The organism is Glycomyces sp. NPDC050141, from assembly GCF_055586545.1.
Window position 1 is genome coordinate 79,610 of record NZ_JBVJHZ010000012.1, and the last position, 25,954, is coordinate 105,563.

A 25,954-nucleotide genomic window follows, 5' to 3' on the forward strand; every position below is an offset into this window, starting at 1 on the left:
GGAGAACCCGGTATGTTCCGAGCCGTCGAAGCAGGACTGGTCCGTCTGAGTGCACACGCGCCGGCCGCATCACAGCCCCGCCTCCCCGACCCCGAACGCACCGGCTTCGAAGCCGCCGCCGCGCAACGCGAATGGGTCCGGACGGTCTGGGGCCACGGCCACCTGGCTACCGCGATCGAGGCCGCCGCGCCCGCGCTGGCAGGCCGCATCGAGGCGATCTGCGCGGGCGAGGTCACCGAACCCCAGCAGATCCGTCGGGCTGCGCTGGCCCTGCTGCGCTATCGGCTTCGCAGCGAATCGCGCGCCACTCCGTTCGGGCTCTTCGCGGGCATCGCTCCGGTCCATTTTGCTCCGCAAGCGATCGCGAACATCGGCGTCGCGCACCGGGCGATCGTCCGGCCCGACGCGATACTGCTCCACCGGATCATCACCGAGCTCGAAGAGGATCTGCTTCCCGACCTGACGGTCATGGCCAACAACCTTGCCGCAGTTCAAGGAGAACGGCTGGTCTTGGTCTCGCAAGCCGACAGCGACGAGCCCGGTCCTGTGGCGGTCTCACTTCGATGGACGCGAGCGGTTGAGACAGCCCTACGGTGGGCCGAGGACCCGATTCGCTTCGCCGACCTGGCCGCCAAGCTCGCCGCCGAGTTCCCGCGAACCCCGCCGGACACGATCACCGCGATGCTCCGGTCCATGGTCGCCCAAGGGGCACTCATCACCGCGCTCCGGACGCCGATGACCGAAGCGAACCCACTCGAACGCCTCCTGGGCGAGTTTGATGCGACAGACCTGGCGAACCAGCACCCGTTGGCAGCAGCGACGAGGACGGCGCACCGGCGACTTTCCTCCATACAGGACCTCACGGGCCGCGGCCCGGCTCGACCACTGCTGCGAGAGGCCGCCGAACTCCTCGGCGCCGAACCCCACCGGCCCGTGTTCGCCACCGACCTTCGCATCGACGCCCAGCTCGGCTTGCCGCCGGCCGTGGTGGCCGAAGCGGAGCACGCCGCCACTGAACTGCAGCGCCTGACCCGCTTCCCCGAGGGTTTCCCGTCCTGGACGGCATACCACCATCAGTTCCTCGAACGCTACGGCCTCGGCCAAGTCGTGCGCGTGCGCGAGCTGACCGACCCGATCACCGGGCTCGGATTCCCCGCCGGGTTCCGCGACTCCTTGTTCGCCAAGTCCGAGCCGCCGGCGACCGACCGTGACCGTGCACTCCTGCAGCTCGCGCACGTTGCGGTCGTCCAGGGGCGCATGGAGATCGACCTCGCCGCCGCCGACACCGAGCGCATAACGGTCGCTTCGCCTACCGCGCCGCCGCACGTCGGCATCGCCTTCCACCTGCGCGCCGCCAGCCTCGATACGCTCGCCGCCGGCAGTTTCACGCTCGTCGTCGAAGGCGCCGGACGCGCGGTCGGTACGACCGAAGGCAGGTTTCTCCACCTGCTCGACCAGGCCGATCGCGACCGGATAGCGGCGCTCTGGGGACAGCTCCCGACGGCCGTGCTCGGGGCGTCGCACGTACAGCTTTCGGGTCCGCCGCTGTGGGCCTCGACGGCGAACGTCGGCCGCGTCCCACAGGTACTCCCCGACCTCCTTGCGCTCGGCGAGTTCCCGACCGAGCGCCGCACCCCATTCCGTCTCGACGACCTGGCGGTCACTGCCGACGCTGAACGGCTCTACCTGGTCAACCTCGTCGACGGCGGCATCGTCGAGCCGATGGTCCCCAACGCGATCGAACCGGCGATCCGGCTGCATCCGATGCAGCGGTTCCTCGCAGAGCTGCCGCGCGCCAAGTCGTCGGTATACGCGATGTTCGACTGGGGCGCCGCGGCGGCCCTGCCGGTGCTCCCGCGAGTGCGCTCCGGCCGCAGCATCCTCACCGTCGCCCGGTGGAAGATCACCGCTCGGCAGCTCCCCGCTAAAAACCGCCCCTGGAGCGAATGGACTGCAGCATGGCGACAGCTGCAACGCGACCTCCAGATCCCCGGCATCCTGTACCTCGGCGACAGCGACATCCGCGTCCGCATCGACACCGCCGACGACGCCCACCTGGCCCTACTGCGCCACGAGCTCGACCGGCACCAGACGGTGGTCCTGCGCGAAGCCCCGACCGACGCGGAACTCGGCTGGATCAGCGGCCGCGCCCACGAGATCACCCTGCCACTCGCCGCGACCGCACCGCCGAAACCACGGCCCCGCCACCTCGAAAGGCCGCTGCAACCAGGCACTGTGGTGGATGAGCAGCTCCCCGGTGCGGGTTCGTGGCTCTACGCCAAGGTCTACACCCATCCGGGGCGCTTCAACGACCTGCTCGACGGACACCTGGACGCACTGCACGGGACCTGGCCCGAGGCGCTCGAATGGTGGTTCATCCGCTACAAGGACCCACTTCCGCACCTGCGCCTGCGATACCGGCTGACCGAAGTCACCGAGTACGGCTCCGCCGTTGAGCGGCTCGGTGCCTGGGCCGCGGACCTGCGCCGACGGGGCCTCATCAGCCGCCTCCAGCTCGACACCTATGTGCCCGAGACCGGCCGGTACGGCCACGGCGGGGCAATGCAAGCGGCCGAAGAGGTCTTCGCCGCCGACACGGCCGCCGCGCTCGCCCAGATCCGCCACGCCGCCAAAGCACCGGCGATCACCCAGGCGCTGTGCGCGGCAAGTCTCATCGACTTGGTCATCGCCTTCACCGGCTCAGTCGATGCAGGCATGGACTGGCTCTTCGACTACGTCGACCGATCCGGCCCCCCGCTGGACCGCGACGCCGTCGCCACCCTCGCCGGCCTCCTGGACCCCGGAGTCGGCAACCCCACCCGCCTCACCGCATCGGCATCGGCCAGCGGCGTTCTCGACGCCTGGCAGCACCGCAGCCGAGCGGTCGCCACCTACCGGCTCGAACTCCTCATCAACGGTCGCGGCGACTTGGATGCGGTGCTGTCGTCCCTGCTGCACCTGCACTACATCAGGGCGATCGACATCGACCCCGAGTCCGAGCGGGCCTGCCTCAGGCTCGCTCGCGCCGCCGCCCTCGCCTGGCGATCCCGCAACCGAAGGAGCCGAACGCGATGAACACCAGCACCACCACGACCAGCACCGAAGCCGCCGACCGCATCGCCGCCGAGCTGGCCGACCCGGGAACCGTGCCGCTCAGGGAAGGCGCGGCCGCGCAGTCGCTCGGCGCCGGACGCCTCGGCGTCGCGCTGCTCCACTTCGAACGCGCCCGCACCGGCCACGGCGACCCGGCGACCGCCCGGGCCTGGCTGCGCGCCATCGCCTACCCCCGCACCAACTGCGCCACCGCCACCAACCTCTTCAACGGCGCCCCCGCCATCAGCTTCGTCCTGCACACCACCGACACCCAGGACTCCTACGGTGAGCTTCGGGACCGCCTCCATGAACGAGTCAAGATCATCATCACCGAACGGCTCGCCCTGGCCCGCGAGCGGATCCGCCGGCAACGGCCGACCGGGTTCGCCGAATACAGCCAGCTCTCGGGCCTGTCGGGCCTGGGCACTTACCTCCTGTCCACCGAACCCGGAAGCGAGCTCACCGGCGACGTCCTCGCCTACCTGGTCGACCTGATCAAACCACTCCGCGCCGGCGACACCTGGGTGCCCGGATGGTGGTCCGCCCACGACCCCTTCCTCAAGCAATCCAGCGACTTTCCCGGCGGCCACGTCAACCTCGGTGCCGCGCACGGCATCGTCGGACCGCTCGTCGTCCTCGCCACCGCTTACAACGCCGGTCTCAACGTTCCCGGCCAGCGGGACGCGATCGAGTGGATCTGGTCCTTCTACGGCACCTGGCAGCACGAACACGGCTGGTGGCCCCAGTGGCTCACCCGAAGCGAACTCAAGCGCGGCCGCAGTACCCAGCCCGGCCCCGGGCGGCCGAGCTGGTGCTACGGCACCCCGGGCATCGCCCGAGCCCTGCAACTCGCGGCGATCGCGCTCGACGACCCGGTCCGCCAACGCCGGGCCGAAGACGCCCTCCTGCGCTGCCTCGCCGACACCGACCAGCAGGCCAGGCTGGTCGAAGGCGGCCTGTGCCACGGGACTGCCGGGCTCTACCGGATCATCCAGCGCGCTGCCGAAGACGCCCAAGACGACCGGCTCGCCGCGGCGCTCCCCGAACTCGAAGAGCGCCTGCGCTCCAGTGCCGTCCCCGAGAACGGATTCCTCGACGGCGAAGCCGGCCTCGCACTGACCCTGCACGGCCTCGGCCCGCGCATCACCGACGACGCCACCTGGGATGCCGCCCTGGGTCTGGCCGCACCGAAAGCCCTGCGCTGATGAGGATCCTCTGCCCGCCGACCCCCTGGCTTCAGACCAGCATCCATCTGGCCGAGCCCGACCGCGCCGAGCACGTCCTCACGGAGGTCCTGTGGCCCCAGATCTGGTCGGCGATGGAAGACGGCGTCCTCGACGGCTGGTTCTTCATCCGCAAGAGCCCGGAGTGGCGGCTGCGATACCTGCCCGGCGGTGACGTGACGCCTCTCCAGGCGCGCGCGCTCCTCATCGACATCCTCACCAGCAGACAGGCCAAGCCGCATATCGCCGAGTTCACCCACCAGATCTACGAACCCGAGACCTACGCCTTCGGTGGCGCCTCCGCGATGGCCGTTGCTCACCGGTTCTTCCACCGCGACTCAATTTTCGTCGCCGAGTACCTCACGCATTTCGGGTGCGACCCTGAAACCGACAAGCGGCGCGAACTCTCGCTGCTGCTGTGCACGGCCATGGCGCGCGCGGCCGGCCTGGAATGGTACGAGCAGGGTGACATCTGGGCCCGCCTCGCAGCCATCCGCGGAGCCGACCCCCACCCGCAATCCAACCCGGATGCAGCGGCCGAGAACGCCCGACACCTCCTGACAGCGGACATCGACGCGACCATCGCCCGGATGGGCACCGGCCCCGCCACAGCCGCTGCTGATGCGCTCAGCGAGTACCGGGCCGCAGGGACGGCACTGCGGCAACTCGCCGACGAGGGGCGACTTGAACGCGGCCTCCGCGAAGTCCTCGGCCACCACCTCCTGTTCTGCTGGAACCGGATCGGACTGCGAGTGGCAGGCCAACGGGACCTCGCCCGCGCCGCCCGCGACGCCGTCTTCACCAGCCCCCGAACCGAATCCGCCAGCCAAGGAACCGACTCCGAAGGGAACGAATCCGATGCATGAGCTGCGAGCGCTCGCTTTCTGGTTCCCGCTCGTGCCCAGGGCCAGGCCGAGCTGTCAGCCACTCGACCGCCGCGTCGAAGCCGTCACCGCCATGGCTCACCAGGCAACAACCCCGACCGAGACGGCAGCAGCGCTCAACCTGACCGCGCTCATCGCCAGCGACATCGGCGCCAGTGACCTCGCGGCCAATCTTTGCTGGAGACAACTCCGCACGTTCGCCGACCACGCACCGCTCAACGAAGCGCATGCCGGCCTCGCGATGGAGCCGGTCATCAACCTTGCCCGGCTCGCCATCCGCGCCGGCGACGGCGACCGCGCCCACAAGATCCTCGACCAGACCCTGGCTGCCGCCGCTGACGGCAGCACCACCAGCATCGACGGCTACCCGATCGACTTCACGGCGCTGACCGACTCCACCGAAAGCCGACGTGCCGCGCATGAGCGGCTGTGGACGGCGTTCCTCTCCGACGGCACCCGAGCGCTCACCCGTGCCGGCCGTTGGGATGAAGCGCTACTCGCCAGCGAACGCCGAGGCGGCATTGGCGACCGGCTCCTCGACGGACGCCAGACCGCGATCATCGCCCGATTCATGGCCGGGAACCTCGACGATGCGAAAGCCATGATCGCCGACACCACTGCCATCGACCCGTGGGAGGAGGTCCTCGCCGCCTACCTCGAAGCGTGCCTCGCCGCCGCGACCAGCTGCGCGGATACGGCGACCTGCGCCTCACTGACCAACATGGTGCGGCAGCTGGATTTGCCGCCTGAACAGCAGCTCTTCCAGATCCGTTTGGGCCTGAGCATCCTGGAGCTCACTCATCTCCACGGCGGTAACACACTCGAGCTGATGGCGGCCCTCGCTACGATCGCCGCCCGGAACGGGGACGCCTACGCTGCCCGCGATCTGCTCAGCGACCCCGTCTTCCAGACCCTGGCAGACGAGCGGACCACCTTGAGTCTCACCGCGGCACTGGAGCTGGCCGGTCTCGCCCCGCGACAGGACCCGACGCTGCAGCTCCAGCACCTCCAGATCGTCGCCGATGTCGGACTCACCCGCCTGCAGCACCTTCTCGGCAGGGTCCCGGAGGGAGCCTGAGCGCCGTGGGGATGCGTTGGCGTCCCACACATCGAGGACGCCAACACAACATCAGACAGGGGAATCCGTGAACAGACACAATCTGAACCGCTACCGCGCCGCACTCTCCAACCTGATCGAGTGCCGCAGCCACCCTCGACTTGCAGAGCGTGCGCTCGCCCGCGAGACCAGCAGGATCGGCGGCAACCCCGCCACTCCGCTTCTGGTCCTGGCTCGCGGTCACGTCCACGCCATCGTCGGCGCACTCGCAAATGCAGAACTCGACGCCGAGGCCGCACGCACCTGGGCCCGAGCCGTGTTCGAGCGGCTCGCCTACCTCGACACCGGCGGCAGGCCGGTCGCCGCCGAGATCGCATACCGGTTCGCGATCTACAACACCGTCGAGATCCTCGCCGCCGACCCTCCTCCGTTCACGCTCGATACCGAGGGACTCGCGCGCCTGGATGCGCTGCTGGAATGCCCCGACGTTCCCGAAGACGACGGCGACTGGGACGAGGACACCATCGCCGCGTTCAATGCACGGCAGCACCTGCTGCCCAAGGGAACGGGCCTGGACCTCGACCAGATCCAGCAGCACCTGGAGACCGCGATACTGGAGGCCGACATCCGCGGCATCCCCGACCCGCAACCGGTCCCTTTCTTGCTCGCGGTGGGCCGGCCTCAACCTGGTGAACACCTCCGGCCGCCGCTCGGCGAGGGCGAAACCGACATGGTCGGATTCGACCTGTGCGATCAGTCGTGGATGATCCGACCTGGCCCCGCCCCCGGCATCGCCGCCCTCTACCGGGCTTCAAAAGGCCGCCTGGCACTGGCCGCCCACCTCGTCCACGACAACGGCGCATACGAGCGGCTGCTCCCGATCCCGGATGCCGACCCCGCACCGCCACTGGTCATCAACACCATTCCGATCATCCTCGCCGACGCTCGCGTGTCGGGACTGCGACTATGACGTGTCAACGGTCTGGCACCGGTCTAGAGCCCCTGCGCGGCTGAACATCCGGCCGCTGCGAGTCCACTTCAAGACCGTTTCGCGCTGCTTGCGCGGATTGCCGGGTGCGCGCACCCCGCGCACCCGGCGCGGAAAGAGACGCGCACCCTGCCTATAAAAGGAGCCTGGATCTATCGGTGTGCGGTGAGACGACGACTTGCCGAACCGAAACTCTTCGAAGCCGCCGCTGGCGGTCAACCGCTACGGCGGTTTGGACGTGCCCTTGTCGGTATGGACCGTCAACGGAGCGGCCGACCTCGTGGCGGGACTGCTGGTGGAAATCGCTCCGACCGGCCCGGTGGCCGCGGTCGACCTACCCGGGTGGACCGCGATGCCCCTCTCGGGTCGCTGTACCCGCGCTTACAACCGTTCCCGCGCCACGAGCGCCCGGGAGCTCGCGACCCTGTCCGACGCCGCCCGTCAGCGAGTAGCGCACCAACTCGTCAACAAGACCACGCTCGCGCCGAAGTTGCGGTCCGAGCGCGGATTGGGCATGGTGTGCGCCTCAAGCTGGCTCCTCCACTGCACCGGAGGGCTCGACGCCGCGATCAGCGCGCTGCGACCCGACGGGGTACTCGCGGTCCTCGGTCGCACCGACGAGGACGCGGTCGACATCGCCACACTCGTCGACACCGACACCACCGGGGGCCAATCCTCGGCACTCGACTTCGCCGCCTACCTGGTCGCGACCGCACCCGAAACGCTCGATGCCGCCGTCCAAGCCGCCGCGGGCGAACAGGTGGAAGTCGAGCGGCACTGGGCGGTCGGCATCTGGTGCAAGCGCGCCCAGCGGCCGGGAGGCGCCCGTGCGTAACCCGAAGATCCCCGTCCCGAGCGTGTGGGCGACCGGCCAGCTCCAACCCCGGCACCAGCGCAGCAGCGCCTACGTCGCGGGCAACCGGCACCCGGCGAAGATGTGGCCGGCCATCGCCCGCACCGCGATCGAGCGGTACTCCCATCCCGGCGAGGTCGTGCTCGACCCGATGGCCGGCGTCGGCACCAGCCTGGTCGAGGCGATCCTGGCCGGCCGCTGCGCCTACGGCGTCGACCTGGAAGCCGAATGGGTCGCCCACGCCCGGGCGAACGTCGCGGCAGCACTCAAGACCAGGCGCGGCCAGTGGGGCGAGGTGTTCCAAGGCGACGCCGGCGACCTCGCCTCACTGCTGGACGGCAAACGCCTGAAGGCACCGATAGACATGGTGCTCACGAGCCCGCCGTACGGGGCGGTGACCCACGGCCAGCCCGATACGGCCCGGGTCACCGGAGGAGCGATCCGCAACCGCCACCACCGCTATGCCGAGGGCAAGACGGCCGACGAGTCGCTGGCGACTTCGTCGCTCCCGCGCCTGTCCTCCGGGTTGGAGCGAGTCTTCACTGGCTGCCACCTGGCGCTCAAACCCGGCGGGCACATGGTGGTCACCGCGCGGCCGTTCACCGACGCCGGGCGCTTGGTCGACTTCCCATCCCTCGTGATCCGAGCCGGAATCGCCGCAGGATTCGACCTCGCCGACCGGTGCGTTGCCCTGCTGTCGCGATGGGACGGAAGCATGCTCCGGCCGCACGCGACGTTCTTCCACCTGAAGAACACCAGGAACCTCCGGGCGCAAGGGAAACGAGTCGTCCTACGAGCCCACGAGGACGTGCTCATCTTCCGGAGGCCGACGTGAACTCTGCCTACAACGTTCCAGCCTTCGATCTCGGAGCGGTTGTTCGCGCTGGCAGCGCGGTATTCGCAAGGCTCGCTGCGCCCCCGGAGTGGCCCTACGGTTCGACTGCCTCGCGAACCGCGGGGCGCGAGAAACGCAACCGTCCGATAGGGATCATGCCGGATCGCGGCCATGCCTGGTAGCGATCCGACCCCAGGGTCGAGCGGCAGGGAGTGGCTGACCGTCACCGAGATCCTCCAGATCCTCGCCGACGAGCACGGACGCCCGCTGCCCCGACGCACCTGGCAGCAATGGCGTGCCGCAGGCAAAACCCCACTCGCCATCCGACTCCCCAACGGGCAGCTGCGCATCCGACGAGCCGACTTCGACACCTGGCTCGACGGACTCGCCGAACAGAGGAAAGGACCACGCTAGTGGACACCAGTTTCACCGTGAGGCTATGGCAGCCACGGACAATCGAGACGAAGCGAGGCACCGCCTACCAGCAGCGCTGGCGGGTCGGCGACCGCAAGCAGCCGTTCAGTCGCACCTTCAATGAGGAAGCGCTTCTCGAAGGGTTCCGAGACGACATGAAAGCCGCCATGCGCCGCGGCGAGGCGTTCGACCTGGAGTCGGGCCTGCCAGCCTCGATCCAGCGCGCCGAAGCCGCAGCGAATCAACTCGATCCCGACTGCGCTGGCCCGTCGTGGTACGAGCACGCTGTCGAGTACGCCGCCTACAAATGGCCGAGAGTCTCGGGCAAGCAGCGGGCCTCGGTCGCAGAAGTCCTCACCTCCATCACCTCTGCGCTCCTCCCTTCGGGGCCTGCCCGCCCGGAGGAGCGGGAACTGCGCCGGGCGCTGAAGGACTGGGCGTTCACCCCCGGCAGGCCCGAAGCCAACCACCCGGTTCCCCATGCCCCGGCACGCGTACTCGCATGGGTGGCCGAGCACGCACCGGCCCTCGCGGACCTCGACGACCTCGAACGTGTGCGCGGCCTGCTTGACCGGCTCTCTCGCCGCGACGACGGGCAGCTCGCGGCGATGAACTACTTCACGCGCCGCCGCACCGTCCTGTACAACGTGTGCAAGTTCGCCGTCACTAAGCAGCGGCTCGCACAGCATCCGCTCGAGCGGGCGGACTTGAACTGGGAGCGACCTGACGAGTTCCAAAAGGACGAGACCGTCGACCCCCGCAGCGTCGGCAACACCGCCCAGGTCGAGGCGATGCTCACCGCGCTGTCGTACGTGGGGGACTACCGGGGCCCGCACCTGATCGCGTTCTTCGCCAGCATGTACTACGCCATGCTGCGTCCCTCCGAGGCCACCAACTTGAAAGAGCGCCAACTCTCCTTGCCCGAAACCGGGTGGGGCTCGATCACGCTCGAGGGCGCCGCCCCGGTGGTCGGCAGGCGGTACACGGACACCGGACTCGCCCACGATGTCCGCGGCCTCAAACGCCGACGCCGCGGCGCGACTCGAACCGTTCCGATCCCGCCCCGCCTGGTCGCGTTGCTGCGAGCGCACCTTGAGCGCTTCGGGACCTGTAGCGACGGCCGGCTGTTTCGCACCCGCACCGGTCAGCGGATCGACGCCTCCACGTACCGCCTCGTCTGGCGACTCTCGCGCGACTACGGCATCACCATGGCTGAGCGGGACACGCCAAGGCTGAAGCGCCCCTACGACTTGCGCCACTCTGGCGTGTCACTGCGATGCACCGCAGGCGTCCCCGTCCGTCAGGTGGCCGAATGGGCTGGGCACTCCGTCGAGGTCCTTCTGCGGATCTACTCCAAGGTCCTCGAAGGCTACGACGACCGCTGGGAGCAGCAGATGGACGAATTCCTCGACGTCTGATACGCGGCGTCCTTGTTCGGAGCCGCCTGCCGACAGGGCAGGCGGCTTCATCTGCATTCGCGGCCACGAGCCGAAGCTACGAAACCCCGTACTCCCGGCGATCGAGTACTCGCTCACGCATGTGCAATTGCGAATTGATATGGGCTACCGTCGTTGATTCCACAGAGGCGCGGGGGGAGTCAAAATCGGTCGTGTGGTACCGCTGCCACCAGTGCCTGGCGATGAGTTCGAGGTTGTGCTCGGAAAGCACGCTCGACAACAGTTCCGGTCTGATCAACAGCGCGCGCGCCTCGACGCCCTGCCGCCGGTAGTACACCAAGGCAGGTTTGCCCTCCTTGTCGATCCAGCTGGGTCCGTGCGGATCGATGCGCAGCTGCACCGTCTTTCGCACCAGTGTGGAGGGCAGCGAGAGCGACACGTTCTCGTTGATGGAGCAGTCCAGGAGGCTGCCCTCCCAGCAGTACTTCTCGGTTGCTGATGTGACGTGGATGGTCTCGGAATCCAGACGCCGGGGTACTGGGCGGTCGTGCCGCCAATAGCAGGACGGGCCGGCGACGCCGATCTCCGCCAGGTAGCAGCAGTCGACGTGACCGGTCGTATCGAACAGGTCTATCAAGGAGTTCAAGGACCGCTGTGCGGTTCGGGTAACGGTGTCCAGGAGCGTCTTCGCCTCACCGGCAGGGACGAGCAGTGTATTGACAACGGAGGTCTGCACTAGGCCGCGCCAGGCTTGGTCTGCGGCGGGGTCTGCCTGACGGAACGATCCGTCCAGGACGACCCACTGGAGCCCTTCGTTGTCGGTGAGGAAGAGTGAGGCATCCATCGTTGGTTCTGAGGCCTGGTCAGTAAGAAATTGTGCGGCGTCGTTTTCATATCGCGCGAAGAGGACAGGCGCCGGAGGCCAAGGGGTGAAGTCCACCGGCGGCGGTTTCCAGGTGTCTGAGGGGGTTCCGTCGCGCTCGAGGATTTCGTCGAACGCGATCGGCGGCAGGCTGGGGTCGATCTCGCGGTCGCCGATCAGCTCATGCAGACCCTCATAGGCGTCGCGGTCGTCGTATCGGTCGGCGATTTGGAAGTTGTCGGCGATCCGGGCGAGGAGCTCGTGGTAGGCGATCCATTGGTACTTCTTGCCCCATCGCTCGGCTTTGTGGTCAGAGCGGCCGAGGTCTCGTCGGCTGATCTGGAGGTCTTCCTCCCCGAACCGGGCGGGACTCCAGCCGAGCTCCATCGTCCGCTCGAAGACCCACCGCCGGGCCTCATCCTCGGGGTATCGGTCGAGTATGCGCCGAGGCTGTATCCAGCATTGGGTGAGCATCTGGAGCTGTTCGAGTGTGAACGGTTCGCCCTCGCCGCCCATGTGCGACCAAGCTTCGTCAAGATCAGCATCCGCATCGCGGGGGGATTCCAACAGCGCTTGCTGCTCAGGGGTGAGGGTGGCCAGCACCTGTTCCCACTTTGCGGCATCCAGTTGTGGCTCATCAGAGTCGGGTGTGGGTCTGGCGTCCCCGATTCTCGTGTGCGAGAAGTGCTCGACGCCTGCTTCCACCACGTAATGCCCGAAGTCGCCGAGCTCCATCAAGGACATCTCGATCAGGCTGTGGCTTTCGTTCGCGGGAAGGTCGCCACCAGAGGGGTACCGTTCCTTCAACTGCTCCTTCGATGGCGCCGGTTCAGGTGGAGCCAACCCGTACTGTGGGCGGGCCGGCGCCGCGTCCTCGGCTGCCATCAGTCCCAGGTTCACCGCCCACCGGACGATGCCGCGGGCGGCATCGAGGAGGAGTTCGTCTGCGCGTACGGGGGGAGTGAAGACCAGCCGGCGAATGGTAGCGGCGAGCGCGGCTGCTTGGTCCGCTTGCCTCCCATCGCTACGAAGGAGCGCTCCGTAGGCGATGGCGACGACGCGCTGCACGATGTACGGGTCATCCACGGTCCAGAACCGTTCCACCAGAGCGAGCATCACGTCGAGATGACCGCGGAGCAACGTTGCCAGGGCCTTTGTTACCCAATCGCGCATGGCGCGGTTCGGTGAAGACAGCAACCAGCACAATGGGATACATGCGGTCTCGATCACGCGAGGGTCGTAGGCGGGGTACGGTCCGGCCGCGGCCCAGCGCGCGAGTCTAGCGGTGGGCCCGGATTCCTCGAAGAGGAAATGGTAGGTCGCGAATCCGAAGGTACTGTCCCGTTCCGGCATGGGGATCTCATTGAGGAAGGCGTGGAGCCGGTCGGCGCTGTAGGGATGATCGACTAGAGGTGCGGTGGTGAACAGCACTTCCAGCTGCTCGGCGAGGGAAAGGCGAGCAGCGGCTTCGCGCACCAGTTCCTGGGTTCGATCGCTGATCGATGCCGGATCACGGTGGGGCAGGCTCTCCACGAGGGTATGGCCGAGGTGCTCCTCGACAGTTACGGGCCACGGTCCGGACGAGCTGAGCACGCCGGATTTGCCGGCCAGATCCAGATCTAGGAGGTCGGGCAGCTCGAGGCCGTAAGCCTCGGGAAAATACAGAACGGCGGCGTCTTGGACGCCGCGGCTGCACTCATGGAGTAGCCACGTCTTGACCTCCGGATCGTTGACCGGATCGGTGGACTGGCCCAATCGGCGCTTCACGAGCAGGAAGTCCGAGAACGCCTGGAAGACCACACGGACGCCTTCGCCGATCCCGCCGCCGCCCAAATACAGGAGTTCGCGCGTCAACACGCCCTCCTCCTGGAGCAGCCCGATGACGACGACCGCCGCGTCTGCATCACCACCGAGCTCTGCTCGGGCGACCTCCTCGGCCTCGAGAGCCGGCATCGACTCCCGGCCCTGCTGCGCGAACGCATCCAGCAGCCCGTCCAAGACCGCCTGAACTTGGCGTCTTGCGGTCTGCAGTGCATACCCCGAGGCGACCGTTTGAGGCAGTCGGCGAGCGACTCGGTCGACCTTCTTCGCGAGGTAGCGCTCGAAGAGCGTGATGCGTCCGATATGACCGGGTGGGTTCATCTTCCCTGCCGATCCGGCCATCGCCTCGCAGTACAGGCGCAAAAACAGCGGGACGGTGAACTCGGGGAGCAGCAACGGGAGACGAGGCGCTTCGAGCTCGTAGTGCCGAAAATACTGATGTGCGGCCTCGACCTCTCGCTCGGCGAAACCAGGATGCCAGCGCTCGAAGTACTGGGCTGCCTCGTTTTCGTCGAGCACGAGTTCTCGGTAGGTGTCCCTGCACGAGACCGCCAGCGCCACATGCGGATACCGCTGGACCGCTGCTCGCAATACGGGAAGGTGGTCCTGCCAGAATGTCGCCGGGACGGTCTCGTTGAGCGCGTCGATGAAGATCACGAACCTGCTGCCGCGTACCGAAGCGGCCTCTCCCGCGGCTTCCATGGCCTGCAACAGGACATCGGCGCCCACGTTGCCGAGCCCGATCTGATCGGCGATGCTTTCCCACAGATTCCCGTGTCCGAACCTCGCTCCGGCAAGGAACACCGCGGGCCGCCCTGCGGTGATCGCCCGCCTGGTCGCGTCGAGAAACAGATGTGTCTTCCCCGAACCGGCCTGGCCGGAAAGGAAATACATGCGTTGCCGGAGCGCGTGTCCCTCGGTTGAATCCAACCACGACTGCAAATCACCGAGCGCGGTGTGCAACCCCTGCTGACCGAAGCCTCGGAATCGCTCGCGGAGGGCTCCGCTTGATCCTCTGCCGTCAAGCGAGGCACGGTGGTGCTCCATTCGATGCGCGAACTCGGCGTCTGCAACCCGGGTCGACGCGCTTGCGCACTCCCCAAGTAGTACCTGTAGCCTGCTGATCGCACCATCGACGGTAGCGGGCGTGAGCCGCAAGTGCGCGAGCTGGTCGCGCACTGTCGCAGCGGAGCCGATCAAGTCCCGGCTCAACGTTGCCCCTTCCTCGTCATCCTCCGAAACGGGTGCGAGCTTCAGATCGGCGATAGCTGAGCGGAGTCTCCGGCAGTGCTCATCGAAGCGCGTCACGATCGACTCGTCGAAGCCCAGCGCGAGGAGGTCGTCTTGGATCGGTAGGTCCACCTGTAGATCGGGGCGGTACTTGTCGACGGCCGCACCAGCCTGGTCGGCATGCTTGCCCTCCAGCCATGCCTTGCCGAAAACCGCTTCGTCCCACCAGAACCAGCGGCGTCCGCGGTGCTCCTCCTTGGCGAGCTCGTCGAGCAGATCGCTGCCTTGGACGAGGTCGAACTCGATCCGGTCGGCGCCGGGGATGTTCTCGCGCCAGCTCGCGATCTTGTTGTCGTATTTCTCGCTTTGAGAAAGCTGCTTCCCCTTCTTGGTGCCGGTGGCCAGGTTCCACGAGATGACGAACGTCAGCCTCCGCAGGTTCGGCCGCTCCTTGCACACCGTCTTCACCGAGGTCGTCATCGCGGTCAAGAGCGGATCGATGCCGTTCACGTCCTTGGCCTGCCAGCCCTGCTCGGTGCCATCAGGGAGCGGGACGTACCACTCCACGCCCCCGTCTGGGTTGCCCGTCCGTATGGCCCGAGTCCCCTCCGGGACCCTTCCTTTCAGCAGTTGATAGGACAGCTCCTCGAACGACCGGCTCCGCTCGCCCTCCCAGGCCCGGAGCGTCGCGAAGTCCCGTGTCCGACCCTCCGTCAAATGAACTCCTCGTTCTCGGCAGACCTGCCCTGACAGTCCGAACGACTATTATCCGATGCCCGGAAGACCGGCTGTCACCCTCCTCGCAGCGAGCGGATCAGTCGCGCACCCGTGCTTCACCATCCGCGGCAACCGGTACACATCGAGTACCCGTCTTCCCTGCAGATCAGAGGCTTGATCGTCAGGGGGAGTGGTGGCGTCGTCGGTAAGCTCTTGTCCCGCGGTTCGTAGGCCGTGGTGCAGCCACTCGTCGCGGTGCGACGCGAACCGGGTGTGGGCGAGGCGCTCGTTGCCCTTGACCAGCGGAAGCAGCCGCGGTAGGAGGGGCCCCGTGCGGGAGGAAAGGACCGTCCGTCCACATTGACAGCTCATTTCTCCCAGCCGCCGTGCAGCCGCGGAATCCTGCCACCGGCCGCTTCCAGTCGCACACCGTCGCACGGGCGGACGAAAAAAGAAACGCCCCGGATCCGATCCTGTGATCGAAATCCGGGGCGTTTCCCCAGGTAGTTACCTTGCAGGAGTGACAGGACTCGAACCTGCAACCCTCGGTTTTGGAGACCGATGCGCTACCAATTGCGCCACACTCCTTCGCCCGTCCGGTTGCCCGGCCTGGCCGCAACTATCTTACGTGTCGCGGTTCGGCCGGTGCAACCGGGTAGCCGGCGCCGGTTAGGAGGCCGGGACGACCGAGCCGTCGGACCAGGTGTCGAGGATGAACTGCTTGACCTCGTCGGACTGGAGGAGCTCGGCGAGCTTCTGGACGTCCTCGTTGTCGGCGTTCGCCGCAGTGGTGACGAGGTAGTTGGCGTACGGGTTGCCCTCGGGGGACTCGCTGAAGAGCGCGTCCTCGGCCGGGCTGAGCTCGGCTTCGAGGGCGTAGTTGCCGTTGATGACCGCGGCGTCGACGTCCTCGAGGGAGAGCGCGAGCTGCGCGGCCTCGAGCGGGACGAACTCCAGGTTCTTCGGGTTGTCCGCGATGTCGTCCTCGGTCGCGAGCGTCACGTCGACGCCCTCGGCGAGGGTGATCAGGCCCGCGTCGGCCAGGAGGGCCAGCGCGCGCCCGCCGTTGGAGCCGTCGCCGGGGATCGCGATCTGCGCCCCGTCCGGGATCTCCTCGAGCGAGGCCACCGAGCTCGAGTACAGGCCCAGCGGCTCGATGTGCACGGCGGCGACCGTGGTCAGGTCGGTGCCGTTCGCCGCGTTGTACTCCTCCAGGTAGGGCTCGGTCTGGAAGAAGTTCGCGTCCACGGAGCCGTCGGCGGTGGCCACGTTCGGCTGCACGTAGTCGGTGAACTCCTCGATCTCGATGGTGAGCCCGGCGTCCTCGGCCAGGTTCTCCGAGATGAAGTTCAGGATGTCGGCGTGCGGCACCGGCGTGGCGGCGACGACGATGGTCCCGTTGGTCTCAGTGGCCTCGGAGCCCCCGTCGTTGCCGCAGGCGGCCAGGGTCAGGGCGGCTGCGGTCGCAACGGATGCGCCCACGAGGGTACGGCGATTGAACATGGTGTTCTCCTAAGGAAGGTAGGAAATAACTTCAGCGGCGGTCGAGGGTGCGGGCGCACCGGTCGCCGAGGATCTGGAAGAGCTGCACGAGCACGACGAGGATGACCAGCGGCCAGATCATGTACTCGGTCTCGAAACGCTGGTAGCCGTAGCGGTAGGCGAGGTCGCCCAGTCCGCCGCCGCCCACGATCCCGGCCATCGCCGAATATGAGACGACGGCCACGAGGGTCACGGTGAAACCGCGGATCAGGCCCGGCGTTGCTTCGGGGAGGACCACTCGCCACACGAGTGCGGGGGTGCCTGCGCCCATGGAGCGGGCCGCCTCGATGAGGCCCGGCTGGACTTCGAGGAGCGCGCCTTCGACGAGGCGCGCGAAGAACGGGATCGACGCTACGGTCAGCGGCACGATCGCCGCCTCCGTGCCGATGCTCGTCCCGGTAAGGAGGCGGGTCAGCGGTACGACCGCGACCATCAGCAGCACGAACGGCGCGCTGCGGCCGATGTTGACGATCAATCCCAGCGGCGCGTTCACCACGGCGATCGGCTTCGGCCCGGTCTTCGAGGTCACATACAGGATCGTGCCGAGCAGGAGGCCGCCCACGAGCGTCCACAGGCCGGCGACCGAGACGATGTGCAGGGTCTCCCAGAACGCTTCGGTCAGGAGTTCGACGAGACGGTCGTTCACAGCGCCACCTCGTCACCGAGCAGGCGGGCCGCGAGGCGCCGGGCCTGGCCGCCCAGACGCGAGTCCGGGTCGGCGAGCAGGTCGGGGACGGCGCCGGTCTCGACGAACCGCCCGGCCTCCATCACCGCGGCGCGGTGGCAGATACGGGTGATCACTTCGAGCTCGTGCGTGATGAGCAGGATCGTCAGGCCCAGCTCGCGGTTGAGCCGCGCGAGCAGGTCGAGGATCTCGTCGGTCGTGTCCGTGTCGAGCGCGCTCGTGGCCTCGTCGGAGAGCAGCACTGCCGGAGACGCGGACAGGGCGCGGGCGATCGCGAGGCGCTGGCGCTGGCCGCCCGAGAGCTGCCCCGGGTAGGCCTTGGCCTTGTCGGAGAGGCCCACGAGGTCGAGCAGTTCGAGCGCGCGTTCGCGCCGTTCGGCGCGGGGGACCCCGCGGAACCGCAAGGGCAGCGCCACGTTGGACGCCGCGTTGCGGTTCGACAGGAGGTTGAAGTGCTGGAAGATCATCGCGGTCTTGGACCGCGACGCCCGCAGCTCGCGTCCTCGCAGCCGGGTGAGCTCGACGCCGTCGACCTCCACGGTGCCTTCATCGGGCCTGGTGAGGAGGTTGACGGTACGCAGGAGCGTCGACTTGCCGGCGCCGGAACGCCCGAGGATGCCGAAGATCTCGCCCGGGGCGATGTCGAGGTCGACGCCGTCGAGGGCCGCCAGGTCGCCGAAGCGCTTGGTCACGCCGGACAGGCGGATGCTGGGTCTTGGTTCCATGAGGAAGGAAGGTCGCTTTCGCTGTGGGAGATCGCCGCTTCGGGGCGCGGCGGTGCAGGAGCCCTCAGCAGGCGCACATTCGGCAGCACGAAGCCGCGGCGCGGTGGGCGTCGCTGAGGCGTTCGAATCGCTGCGAGTTCATAGCCTAGAAGTCAAGCAGGAATTCGTGCCGATTCCAAGCTCCTGTGACGAACGCCGCGCACTTGGAAGATCACCGAGCTGAGATAGGGTTCCGACCATGACTGTTGCGACGATTCCCGCCCCGGCGTTCGCGATCGAGCGGTTCAAGCTCGCCAACGGGCTGCGGGTGGTCCTCGCGCCGGACCCCGGGGCGCCGGTGGTCGGCGTCGCCGTTGTGTACGACGTGGGCATGCGCTCCGAGCCCGAGGGCCGCACCGGCTTCGCCCACCTGTTCGAGCACATGATGTTCCAGGGCTCCCACAACGTCGGCAAGGCCGAGCACATGCGGCACGTCCAGTCGGCGGGCGGCACCTTCAACGGCTCCACCCACATCGACTACACCGACTACTTCAACCTCCTCCCGTCGAACGGCCTGGAACTCGCGCTGTTCCTGGAGGCCGACCGCATGCGGGGCCCGGCGATCACCGAGGAGAACCTGGCCAACCAGGTGTCCGTGGTGAAGGAGGAGATCCGGGTCAACGTCCTCAACCGCCCCTACGGCGGCTTCCCGTGGATCAAGCTCCCGCCGGTCATGTTCGACACCTTCGCGAACTCGCACGACGGCTACGGCTCGTTCGTCGACCTCGACGCCGCCACGGTGGAGGACGCGCAGTCGTTCTTCAACGCCTACTACCCGGCCTCGAACGCGGTCCTGTCGGTCGCGGGCGACTTCGACCCGGCCCAGGCCCGTGAACTGGTCGAACGGCACTTCGGGAACGTCGAGGCGCGCCCGGCGCCGGTGCACCCGTCCTTCGACGAGCCCGACCTGAGCGCCGAACGCCGCCTCGCCTACACCGACGAGCGCGCGACCCTCCCGGCCGTCGCGGTCGCCTGGCGCGTGCCCGACCCGGTCACGGAACTGGACGCCTTCCTGCCGTACGTGGTCCTCGGCGAGCTCCTCACCGACGGTGACGCGTCGCGCCTGGTCGAGCGGCTCATCCACACCGACCAGACCGCCACCGCGGTCGCCGCGCACACGACCTTCATGGCCGAGCCGTTCGCGTCCAGGGGCCCGACGGTGATGCTCATCCAGGCGTTCCTGCCGCCGGGCAACGCCGTCGACACCGTGCTCGGCACGGTCCAGGAGGAGCTGGCCCGCATCGCCGAAGGCGTCGACGAGGCCGAGCTCGACCGGGTCAAGGCCCGCGTCGCGGCGCAGCTGCTGCGCGGCGACGACTCCGTGATGGGACGCTCGCGCCGTTTCGCGACCGCAGAGATCTTCCACGGCGACGCCGCGATGTCGACCCGGTTCCCGGCCCTGCTCGGCGAGGTCACCGCCGAGGCCGTCGCTCAGGCCGCCGCGGCGCTGACGCCGAACCGCCGCGCCGTTCTCGAAGTCATTCCCGCTTCCTCGGCGAAGCTTGCGAGCCGTAAATTCGAGGAGAGCTAAGTGAGCAACGTCATTCCCGGTCTCGCGCCGGAAGTCCCGCTGTCCCTTCCGGTCCCGGTCGAACGGACCCTCCCGAACGGGCTCCGGGTGCTGCTCACGCGCCGTCCGGGCGTCCCGCTCGCCGAGGTGCGCCTGTCGATCCCGGCCGCGCACGCCGACCTCGCCGCGGCCGACCTGCTCTCGGCGGCGCTGTTCTCCGGCACGGAGACCAGCTCGATGACCGAGATCGCCCAGCGCCTCCAGGGCGTCGGCGGCGCGCTCGGCGCCGGGGCCGACCCGGACCGGATCGCCGTGTCCGGCAACAGCCTCGCCACGGGCCTGCCCGAACTCCTGGAGGTCCTCGGGGACCTCCTCAAGGCCGCCGACTACCCGGAGGGCCCGCTCGGGGTCGAGCGCTCGCGCATCATCGACGGCCTCTCGGTCGCCGAGCAGCAGCCGGACTTCCAGGTCAACCGCGTCCTCGACGCGCGCCTGTGGGAAGGCCACCCGTACGGCCACCAGCAGCCGACCGCCGCCGAGGTCGCCGCCGTCGGGCGCGACGCGGTCCTCGCCCTGCACGCCTCGCGCGTGCACCCGGCCGGTGCGCGCCTGATCATCGTGGGGGACATCGACACCGACGCGGCCTTCGCCGCCGTGGAGAAGGCCCTCGGCGACTGGAACGGCGCGGGCGAGCCGCGCCGGATGGAGCCGCTGCCCGTGCTCGTCCCGGGCCCGCTGGTCCTGGTCGACCGGCCCGGCTCGGTCCAGTCCGCGATCCGCGTCGCCTACCCGGCGGTCGAGCGCACGCACCCCGACAATGCGGCGCAGCACCTCGCGAACCTCGTCTTCGGCGGGTACTTCTCCTCGCGCCTGGTCATGAACCTGCGCGAGACCAAGGGCTACGGCTACTCGCCGCGCTCGCGCGTGGACCACTCGCCCGCCGGGTCGATCCAGCTCGCCGCCGTGGACGTCGCCACCGAGGTCACCGGCCCCGCGCTGGAGGAGCTGCGGAACGAGTTGCGCGGCATGGCCGAGCGCCCGCCCGCCGCCGACGAGCTCGACCTGGCCCGCCGGTACGCGCTCGGCTCGGTCAAGCTCGCCACCGCCACCCAGGCCGGCGTCGCGAACTACATCTCCGTGCTCGCCGCCGCGGGCCTGCCGCTGGCCTGGCTCGCCGAGCACTCCGAGCGCATCCGCGAGGTCACGCCCGCCGACATCCAGCGGGTCGCGGCCGAACGCCTCGACCCCGACCGCGCGGTCACCGTCGTCCTCGGCGACGGCGGCGAGATCCGCGAACCGCTCGAAGCGTTCGGGGAGATCGAGACCGCATGAGCCACCCGCCCTTGGCGATCGACGTCCTCGACCGGTTCGGCGAGCACCGCGGCGACGATGAATGGCTCACGGCCGCTTGGGAGCAGGCGCAGATCGTGGCCTGCGACCCGGTGAACGAGCGCCTCGCCGCCGATGAGGACGGCCTGCACTACTTCGACGCGGACACCGCGCCCGAAGGCCAGCGCGTCTACCTCGGCGGCGACAGCCCGGCCGTGTTCGCGGTCCTCACCGACCTGCCCGACGGCCTGCCAGGCCGCTGGATCAGGCCCGACTGGGACCGCCGCGACCTCGCGATCGCCGTGCAGGCCCTCGCGATCGGCCACTGGCACGCGACGTACCGGTTCCACCCGACCACCGGTGAGCCGCTGTCCGCCCGCCAGGCGGGCTGGGAGCTCGAGGCCGATTCGGGCCGCCCGGTGTTCCCGCGAACCGACCCGGCCGTGATCGTCCTCATCGACGACGGCGCCGACCGGGTGCTGCTGGCCCAGCACCGCCGCTACTCGGGCGCGCCGAAGACCGGCCCCGCAGCGGTGAGGAGCGGCCGGTACGCGTGCATCGCCGGGTTCGTCGAGCCGGGGGAGTCGGCCGAGGCCGCCGTGCACCGCGAAGCGGGCGAGGAGATCGGCATCAAACTCGACCGGCTCCGGTACGTGTCGAGCCAGCCGTGGCCGTTCCCGCGCTCGCTCATGCTCGCCTACCGGGCGACCGCCGACCCGGCGCAGGAGCTGGTGCTGCAGGACGAGGAGATCTCGGACGCGCGGTGGTTCACGCGCGACGAGGTGCGGCAGATGTGGGTCGACACGAACGACGCGACGCCGAGCGCGGTGCGGATCTCCATCGCGCGCTTCCTCATCGACGGCTGGCTGGCCGAGGGATAAGACCTTTGTGACGGCCGCTTCGGGGGTCTCGTCCGGCATCGAGGTCTTCGCGGCCACAGCGCGCTGCGCGGTGAACACGCCTGCGATGACGACGAGGCCGCCGATGATCTGCGGCACCGTCAGGGCCTCGCCGAGCAGGGCCCAGGCGGCGAGCGAGGCGACCACCACTTCGGCGTACCCGATGCCGCCCGCGACCGGGGCGGTGATGAAGCGGAGTCCGCTGAGGCCCAGGCCGTATGCGAGCGCGGTGCACCCGATGAGCATTGCGACGCTCCAGATGCCCGTGGTCTCGATCCCGCCGAGCGCGACCTCGGAGGAGAGCGCCGCCCAGTCCAGGGCCCACGGGGCCGCGAAGGGCGCCAAGGCGACCGCGCCGACGGTGAACCCGACGGCGAGCAGCACGCGCACGTCCACCTTCGCGGTCAACCGTTCACCTGACAGGAAATAGGTGGCCTGGCAGGCGGCCGCGGCCGAACCGGCGATGAGGCCCACGGCGTCGAGCCGCAGGCCCGACCAGACCTCGACGACGATGCACAGGCCCGCGATGCTCAGGAGCGTGCCGATGACGGCGGCGCGCGGCAGCACGGTGCGGCGCACGAACCGCACCCAGGCGACGACCACGATGGGGCCCATGAACTCCAGCAGGAGCGCGATGCCGACGGGCAGCCGCTCGACCGCGATGAAGTAGAAGGCCTGCACCGCGGCGATCGCGGTGAGGCCGAAGAGGACCAGCCCGCCCCACGGCAGGCGTTCACCGCTGCCGCGCAGCCGCAGGAGCGGCACGACCGCGGCGGCGAGCGCGATGAGGCAGACGCCGCAGATGCGCAGCCAGGTGACCTGGATCGGGGTGAGTCCGGCCTGGATCACGACTTTGCCGAAGGGGCCGCAGACGCCGAAGAACAGCGCGGCGGCGAGGACGAGGGTGACGCCGAGGGCGGCGCGGGGTGTCGACATTTGGGCTCCGTTGCTCACGAACTGCGGACATGAAAAAGGCCCGGGACGGATCCATCCCGGGCCTGAATGCTTAGCGACCACCCCTCGAAGTCGCTAAGCAAGCTTGACGAGTCAACTATAGGGCATCGTACCGGCTTTGTGTCCTAAACGTGACCATAGTCTCGGTATGTGGCACAGGTCAAGCGGCGAGCTTCGCCTTCACCTGCGCGAGAGAGGGATTCGTGATCGCGGAGCCGTCCTCGAACAGCACCGTGGGGACGGTCATGTTGCCGCCGTTGACCCCCATGACGAACTCGGCGGCCTCGGGGTCCTCCTCGATGTTGACCTCTTTGAAGAGCACGCCCTCGCGGTCGAGCGCCGACTTCAGCCGCGTGCAGTAACCGCACCAGGTGGTGCTGTACATGGTGATCATCGAACCTCCTTCTCCACCGAGCGTAACGCGATACCGCCCAGGGGCATTCCCCCAAAACCGACATCACCGTGGCGGTGCTCACGTCTTCCGCTTCGGGGACAACGTCTCCTGAGTTCTTGTCGGAGGGCACTCTTGGCGACGCTTGCGAGCCATAAATTTGGCAATGGGACACTGGTCGGATGACCGCACGCGATCAGGCCATCGAACAGCTCCTCTCCGGACTCGACCCTGAACAGCGCGAGGCGGTGACCGCCCCGCCCGGGCCGGTCTGCATCCTCGCGGGCGCCGGCACCGGCAAGACCCGCGCCGTGACCCACCGCATCGCCTGGCGCGTCCTGCGCGGCGACATGCGCGGCCAGCACGTCACGGCCGTCACCTTCACCGCCCGCGCGGCGGGGGAGATGCGCGACCGCCTCCGCGGCCTCGGCGTCTCCGGCGTCAACGCCCGCACCTTCCACTCCGCCGCGCTGCGCCAGCTCCGCTACTTCGGCACCCGCCGCTTCGGCGGCCAGCTCCCCGAGCTCGTCGACTCGACCCTGAAGTTCACGGCCATCGCCGCCGCCCGCGCCGGGCTCCAGACCTCCCGCGCCAAGAACTTCGACCTCACCACCGAGATCGAATGGGCCGCTTCGTCACTCATCGGCCCCGACGACTACGTGAGCGCCATCGCCGCCCTCGGCCGCGACGCGCCCGCCGCCCCCGAGGACGTCGCGAAGGTCTATGCCGCCTACATCGAGGCCAAGCGCCGCGCCGGGGTCATGGACTTCGCGGACGTCCTCGCGTACACCGCCGACCTCATCTCCGACCACGCCGCCACCGCCGACCAGATCCGCAGCCAGTACCGGTTCTTCGTCGTCGACGAGTACCAGGACGTCACCCCGCTCCAGCAGCGCCTGCTCGACGCCTGGCTCGGCGACCGCGACGACATCACCGTCGTGGGCGACGCCAGCCAGACCATCTACTCCTTCACCGGTGCCACCTCGCGGAACCTCCTCGACTTCACGCGCAGGCACCGCAACGCCTCGCTCGTGCGCCTCGTGCGCGACTACCGCTCCACTCCGCAGGTCGTGGGCCTCGCCAACCAGATCATCGGCGAATCCAAAGGGCGCGAAGCGAAGATGCGTCTCGAACTCATCGGCCAGCGGCCTGATGGCCCCGCTGTGACCGCCGAGGTCTTCGCTGATGAAGCGGAGGAGGCGGACATGATCGCCCGCCGCTGCTCCAAGCTCATCGCCGACGGCACGAGCGCCTCGGAGATCGCGGTCCTCTACCGCACCAACGCACAGTCGCAGGCGTATGAAGAGGCGCTGGCCTCCTACGGCGTCCCCACCGTGGTCACGGGCGCCGCGCGCTTCTTCGACCGGCCCGAGGTGCGCCAGGCCGTGGTCGCCCTGCGCTCGGCCGCGAAGACCGAGATCAGCGAGATGCCGCTCCTCGAAGCGGTGCCCGCCGCGCTCGAAGCGGTCGGATGGCGGCCCGACTCGGCGCCTTCCGGTGGGGCGCAACGCGAAGCGTACGAAGCGGTCGCGGCGATCGCGGGCCTCGCGGAACAGTTCCTGGACCATCACCGCGCCGATCCCGACAAGGACGGCCTCCCCGACCCGGACCTCGACGCGTTCTGCGCCGAGCTCTCGCGGCGGGCCTCCGAGCAGCACGCCCCGGCCGTCGAGGGCGTCACCCTCGCGAGCCTCCACGCCGCCAAGGGCCTCGAATGGGACGCGGTGTTCCTGGTCGGCCTGGCCGACGGCACCCTCCCGACCACGTTCGCGCGCACCGACACCGCGCTGGAAGAGGAGCGCCGTCTCCTGTACGTCGGCATCACCCGCGCCCGCGAGCTCCTGCAGCTCTCCTACGGGCTCGCCCGCAACTCGGGCGGCCGCGAGCGGCGGCTGTGCCGGTTCCTCGCGCCGCTCGGCCTCGGCGGCTTCCCGCGCCCCTCCGATCCCGGTGCGGCGGCGGCGAAACCGCGCGAGCGCAAGAAGGCCAAGATCCTCGACTGCTCCGGCTGCGGCAAGCCGCTGACTGACGCGCGCGACCGCAAGCTGGGACATTGCGAGGACTGTCCCGCCACTATGGACGAGGCGCTGTTCGAGCGGCTGCGCGAGTGGCGCGTCAGTGTCGCCAAACAGGACGGCAAGCCGGCCTTCACCGTCTTTACGGATGTGACCTTGATCGCTATCGCGGAGCAATGTCCGGCATCCGACAGTGAGCTCGCCCAGCTCCACGGCATCGGGAAATCCAAACTGGACAAGTACGGCCCGGCGGTGTTGCACCTGGTCAACGGCGGAGAAGTGACGGAGGCCATCGAGATGTGCAACAGCGGGTCCTGAGCGGTACTTGAACGGTAAAGCTAACGGCAAAAACTTTCTCGCGAGACTCGCAGAAAAAGACGTTGCGCTCCCGAGTGAGACGGGCGTAGCGTTGCTCGAGCCGGGTGAGGTGTGCGCCTCAAGGCAATCCGGGCTTGCGAGCCCGGGCATGTACCCGGCAAGAGGAGATGAAG

17 protein-coding genes, 1 tRNA gene and 2 pseudogenes are annotated in these 25,954 nt (G+C 68.6%); 13 read left to right on the forward strand and 7 right to left on the reverse strand.

The genetic code is table 11. The features are described 5' to 3' along the window. Nucleotides 1-12 precede the first annotated feature (12 nt). From ACZ60M_RS10100 to ACZ60M_RS10140, 9 genes are all read left to right on the forward strand, one after another. Nucleotides 13-3,075 carry a lantibiotic dehydratase gene (locus tag ACZ60M_RS10100; protein WP_465416645.1) on the forward strand — a complete coding sequence of 1,021 codons (3,063 nt, stop codon included), beginning with the start codon at nucleotides 13-15 and terminating at the stop codon, nucleotides 3,073-3,075. After that, complete coding sequence (locus ACZ60M_RS10105) at nucleotides 3,072-4,298, forward strand: lanthionine synthetase C family protein (protein WP_465416647.1); 1,227 nt, start codon at nucleotides 3,072-3,074, stop codon at nucleotides 4,296-4,298. The genes ACZ60M_RS10100 and ACZ60M_RS10105 overlap by 4 nt, the downstream gene beginning before the upstream one ends. Next, nucleotides 4,298-5,182 (forward strand): thiopeptide-type bacteriocin biosynthesis protein, encoded by an 885-nt coding sequence (locus ACZ60M_RS10110; protein WP_465416649.1) that lies wholly within the window; start codon nucleotides 4,298-4,300, stop codon nucleotides 5,180-5,182. The genes ACZ60M_RS10105 and ACZ60M_RS10110 overlap by 1 nt, the downstream gene beginning before the upstream one ends. Further along, nucleotides 5,175-6,278: a hypothetical protein gene (locus ACZ60M_RS10115; RefSeq protein ID WP_465416651.1), complete on the forward strand. Its 1,104-nt coding sequence runs from the start codon at nucleotides 5,175-5,177 to the stop codon at nucleotides 6,276-6,278. The genes ACZ60M_RS10110 and ACZ60M_RS10115 overlap by 8 nt, the downstream gene beginning before the upstream one ends. 67 nt (nucleotides 6,279-6,345) lie before the next feature. Then, complete coding sequence (locus tag ACZ60M_RS10120) at nucleotides 6,346-7,227, forward strand: hypothetical protein (protein WP_465416653.1); 882 nt, start codon at nucleotides 6,346-6,348, stop codon at nucleotides 7,225-7,227. A 196-nt stretch (nucleotides 7,228-7,423) separates the two neighbouring features. Next, nucleotides 7,424-8,080: a hypothetical protein gene (locus ACZ60M_RS10125; protein ID WP_465416655.1), complete on the forward strand. Its 657-nt coding sequence runs from the start codon at nucleotides 7,424-7,426 to the stop codon at nucleotides 8,078-8,080. After that, nucleotides 8,073-8,933, forward strand: coding sequence for a TRM11 family SAM-dependent methyltransferase (locus ACZ60M_RS10130; protein ID WP_465416657.1), 861 nt, complete (start codon nucleotides 8,073-8,075; stop codon nucleotides 8,931-8,933). Before ACZ60M_RS10125 ends, ACZ60M_RS10130 begins: the two co-directional genes overlap by 8 nt. A 171-nt stretch (nucleotides 8,934-9,104) precedes the next feature. Beyond that, nucleotides 9,105-9,347, forward strand: a complete 243-nt coding sequence (locus ACZ60M_RS10135; RefSeq protein WP_465416659.1) for a helix-turn-helix transcriptional regulator — start codon at nucleotides 9,105-9,107, stop codon at nucleotides 9,345-9,347. Further along, on the forward strand, nucleotides 9,347-10,765 hold the full coding sequence (locus ACZ60M_RS10140) for a tyrosine-type recombinase/integrase (protein WP_465416661.1): 1,419 nt from the start codon (nucleotides 9,347-9,349) through the stop codon (nucleotides 10,763-10,765). Before ACZ60M_RS10135 ends, ACZ60M_RS10140 begins: the two co-directional genes overlap by 1 nt. 76 nt (nucleotides 10,766-10,841) lie before the next feature. On the opposite strand, the gene ACZ60M_RS10145 is transcribed toward ACZ60M_RS10140, so the two are convergent. The 5 genes and pseudogenes from ACZ60M_RS10145 to ACZ60M_RS10165 all read right to left on the reverse strand — a co-directional run. After that, nucleotides 10,842-15,224, reverse strand: coding sequence for an NACHT domain-containing protein (locus ACZ60M_RS10145; RefSeq protein WP_465416663.1), 4,383 nt, complete (start codon nucleotides 15,222-15,224; stop codon nucleotides 10,842-10,844). Nucleotides 15,225-15,889: 665 nt separating this feature from the next. Continuing rightward, nucleotides 15,890-15,962: transfer RNA gene (locus ACZ60M_RS10150), tRNA-Trp, on the reverse strand. Nucleotides 15,963-16,043: 81 nt separating this feature from the next. After that, nucleotides 16,044-16,877, reverse strand: coding sequence for a MetQ/NlpA family ABC transporter substrate-binding protein (locus tag ACZ60M_RS10155; protein ID WP_465416665.1), 834 nt, complete (start codon nucleotides 16,875-16,877; stop codon nucleotides 16,044-16,046). Nucleotides 16,878-16,908: 31 nt separating this feature from the next. Beyond that, entirely contained in the window at nucleotides 16,909-17,562 is a 654-nt protein-coding gene (locus ACZ60M_RS10160) for a methionine ABC transporter permease (protein WP_465416667.1), read from the reverse strand. A 44-nt stretch (nucleotides 17,563-17,606) separates the two neighbouring features. Then, a pseudogene (locus tag ACZ60M_RS10165) lies at nucleotides 17,607-18,326 on the reverse strand (methionine ABC transporter ATP-binding protein); the annotation flags it as partial. Between the two features lie 238 nt (nucleotides 18,327-18,564). Here ACZ60M_RS10165 and ACZ60M_RS10170 point away from each other — a divergent pair. From ACZ60M_RS10170 to nudC, 3 genes are read left to right on the forward strand one after another with little or no spacing between them, the layout of a single operon-like run. Further along, on the forward strand, nucleotides 18,565-19,896 hold the full coding sequence (locus ACZ60M_RS10170; protein WP_465416669.1) for a M16 family metallopeptidase: 1,332 nt from the start codon (nucleotides 18,565-18,567) through the stop codon (nucleotides 19,894-19,896). Further along, on the forward strand, nucleotides 19,897-21,207 hold the full coding sequence (locus tag ACZ60M_RS10175) for a M16 family metallopeptidase (RefSeq protein WP_465416671.1): 1,311 nt from the start codon (nucleotides 19,897-19,899) through the stop codon (nucleotides 21,205-21,207). Next, on the forward strand, nucleotides 21,204-22,085 hold the full coding sequence (gene nudC / locus ACZ60M_RS10180) for an NAD(+) diphosphatase (protein WP_465416715.1): 882 nt from the start codon (nucleotides 21,204-21,206) through the stop codon (nucleotides 22,083-22,085). The genes ACZ60M_RS10175 and nudC overlap by 4 nt, the downstream gene beginning before the upstream one ends. Before the next feature lie 84 nt (nucleotides 22,086-22,169). Here nudC and ACZ60M_RS10185 read toward each other — a convergent pair. Together ACZ60M_RS10185 and ACZ60M_RS10190 are read right to left on the reverse strand one after the other, a co-directional pair. Beyond that, nucleotides 22,170-23,039: pseudogene (locus ACZ60M_RS10185) on the reverse strand (EamA family transporter); the annotation flags it as partial. A 178-nt stretch (nucleotides 23,040-23,217) separates the two neighbouring features. Then, entirely contained in the window at nucleotides 23,218-23,451 is a 234-nt protein-coding gene (locus ACZ60M_RS10190) for a mycoredoxin (RefSeq protein WP_465416673.1), read from the reverse strand. Nucleotides 23,452-23,630: 179 nt separating this feature from the next. Here ACZ60M_RS10190 and ACZ60M_RS10195 point away from each other — a divergent pair, with 179 nt between their 5' ends. After that, entirely contained in the window at nucleotides 23,631-25,781 is a 2,151-nt protein-coding gene (locus ACZ60M_RS10195; protein ID WP_465416675.1) for an ATP-dependent DNA helicase UvrD2, read from the forward strand. Nucleotides 25,782-25,954 lie beyond the last annotated feature (173 nt).

Bases quoted from the DNA above. Each gene is read 5' to 3' on its own strand.
- ACZ60M_RS10155 (WP_465416665.1), bottom strand. From the start codon at position 16,877: ATGTTCAATCGCCGTACCCTCGTGGGCGCATCCGTTGCGACCGCAGCC.
- ACZ60M_RS10110 (WP_465416649.1), top strand. From the start codon at position 4,298: ATGAGGATCCTCTGCCCGCCGACCCCCTGGCTTCAGACCAGCATCCAT.
- ACZ60M_RS10100 (WP_465416645.1), top strand. From the start codon at position 13: ATGTTCCGAGCCGTCGAAGCAGGACTGGTCCGTCTGAGTGCACACGCG.
- ACZ60M_RS10195 (WP_465416675.1), top strand. From the start codon at position 23,631: ATGACCGCACGCGATCAGGCCATCGAACAGCTCCTCTCCGGACTCGAC.
- ACZ60M_RS10135 (WP_465416659.1), top strand. From the start codon at position 9,105: ATGCCTGGTAGCGATCCGACCCCAGGGTCGAGCGGCAGGGAGTGGCTG.
- ACZ60M_RS10170 (WP_465416669.1), top strand. From the start codon at position 18,565: ATGACTGTTGCGACGATTCCCGCCCCGGCGTTCGCGATCGAGCGGTTC.
- ACZ60M_RS10190 (WP_465416673.1), bottom strand. From the start codon at position 23,451: ATGATCACCATGTACAGCACCACCTGGTGCGGTTACTGCACGCGGCTG.
- nudC (WP_465416715.1), top strand. From the start codon at position 21,204: ATGAGCCACCCGCCCTTGGCGATCGACGTCCTCGACCGGTTCGGCGAG.
- ACZ60M_RS10115 (WP_465416651.1), top strand. From the start codon at position 5,175: ATGCATGAGCTGCGAGCGCTCGCTTTCTGGTTCCCGCTCGTGCCCAGG.
- ACZ60M_RS10105 (WP_465416647.1), top strand. From the start codon at position 3,072: ATGAACACCAGCACCACCACGACCAGCACCGAAGCCGCCGACCGCATC.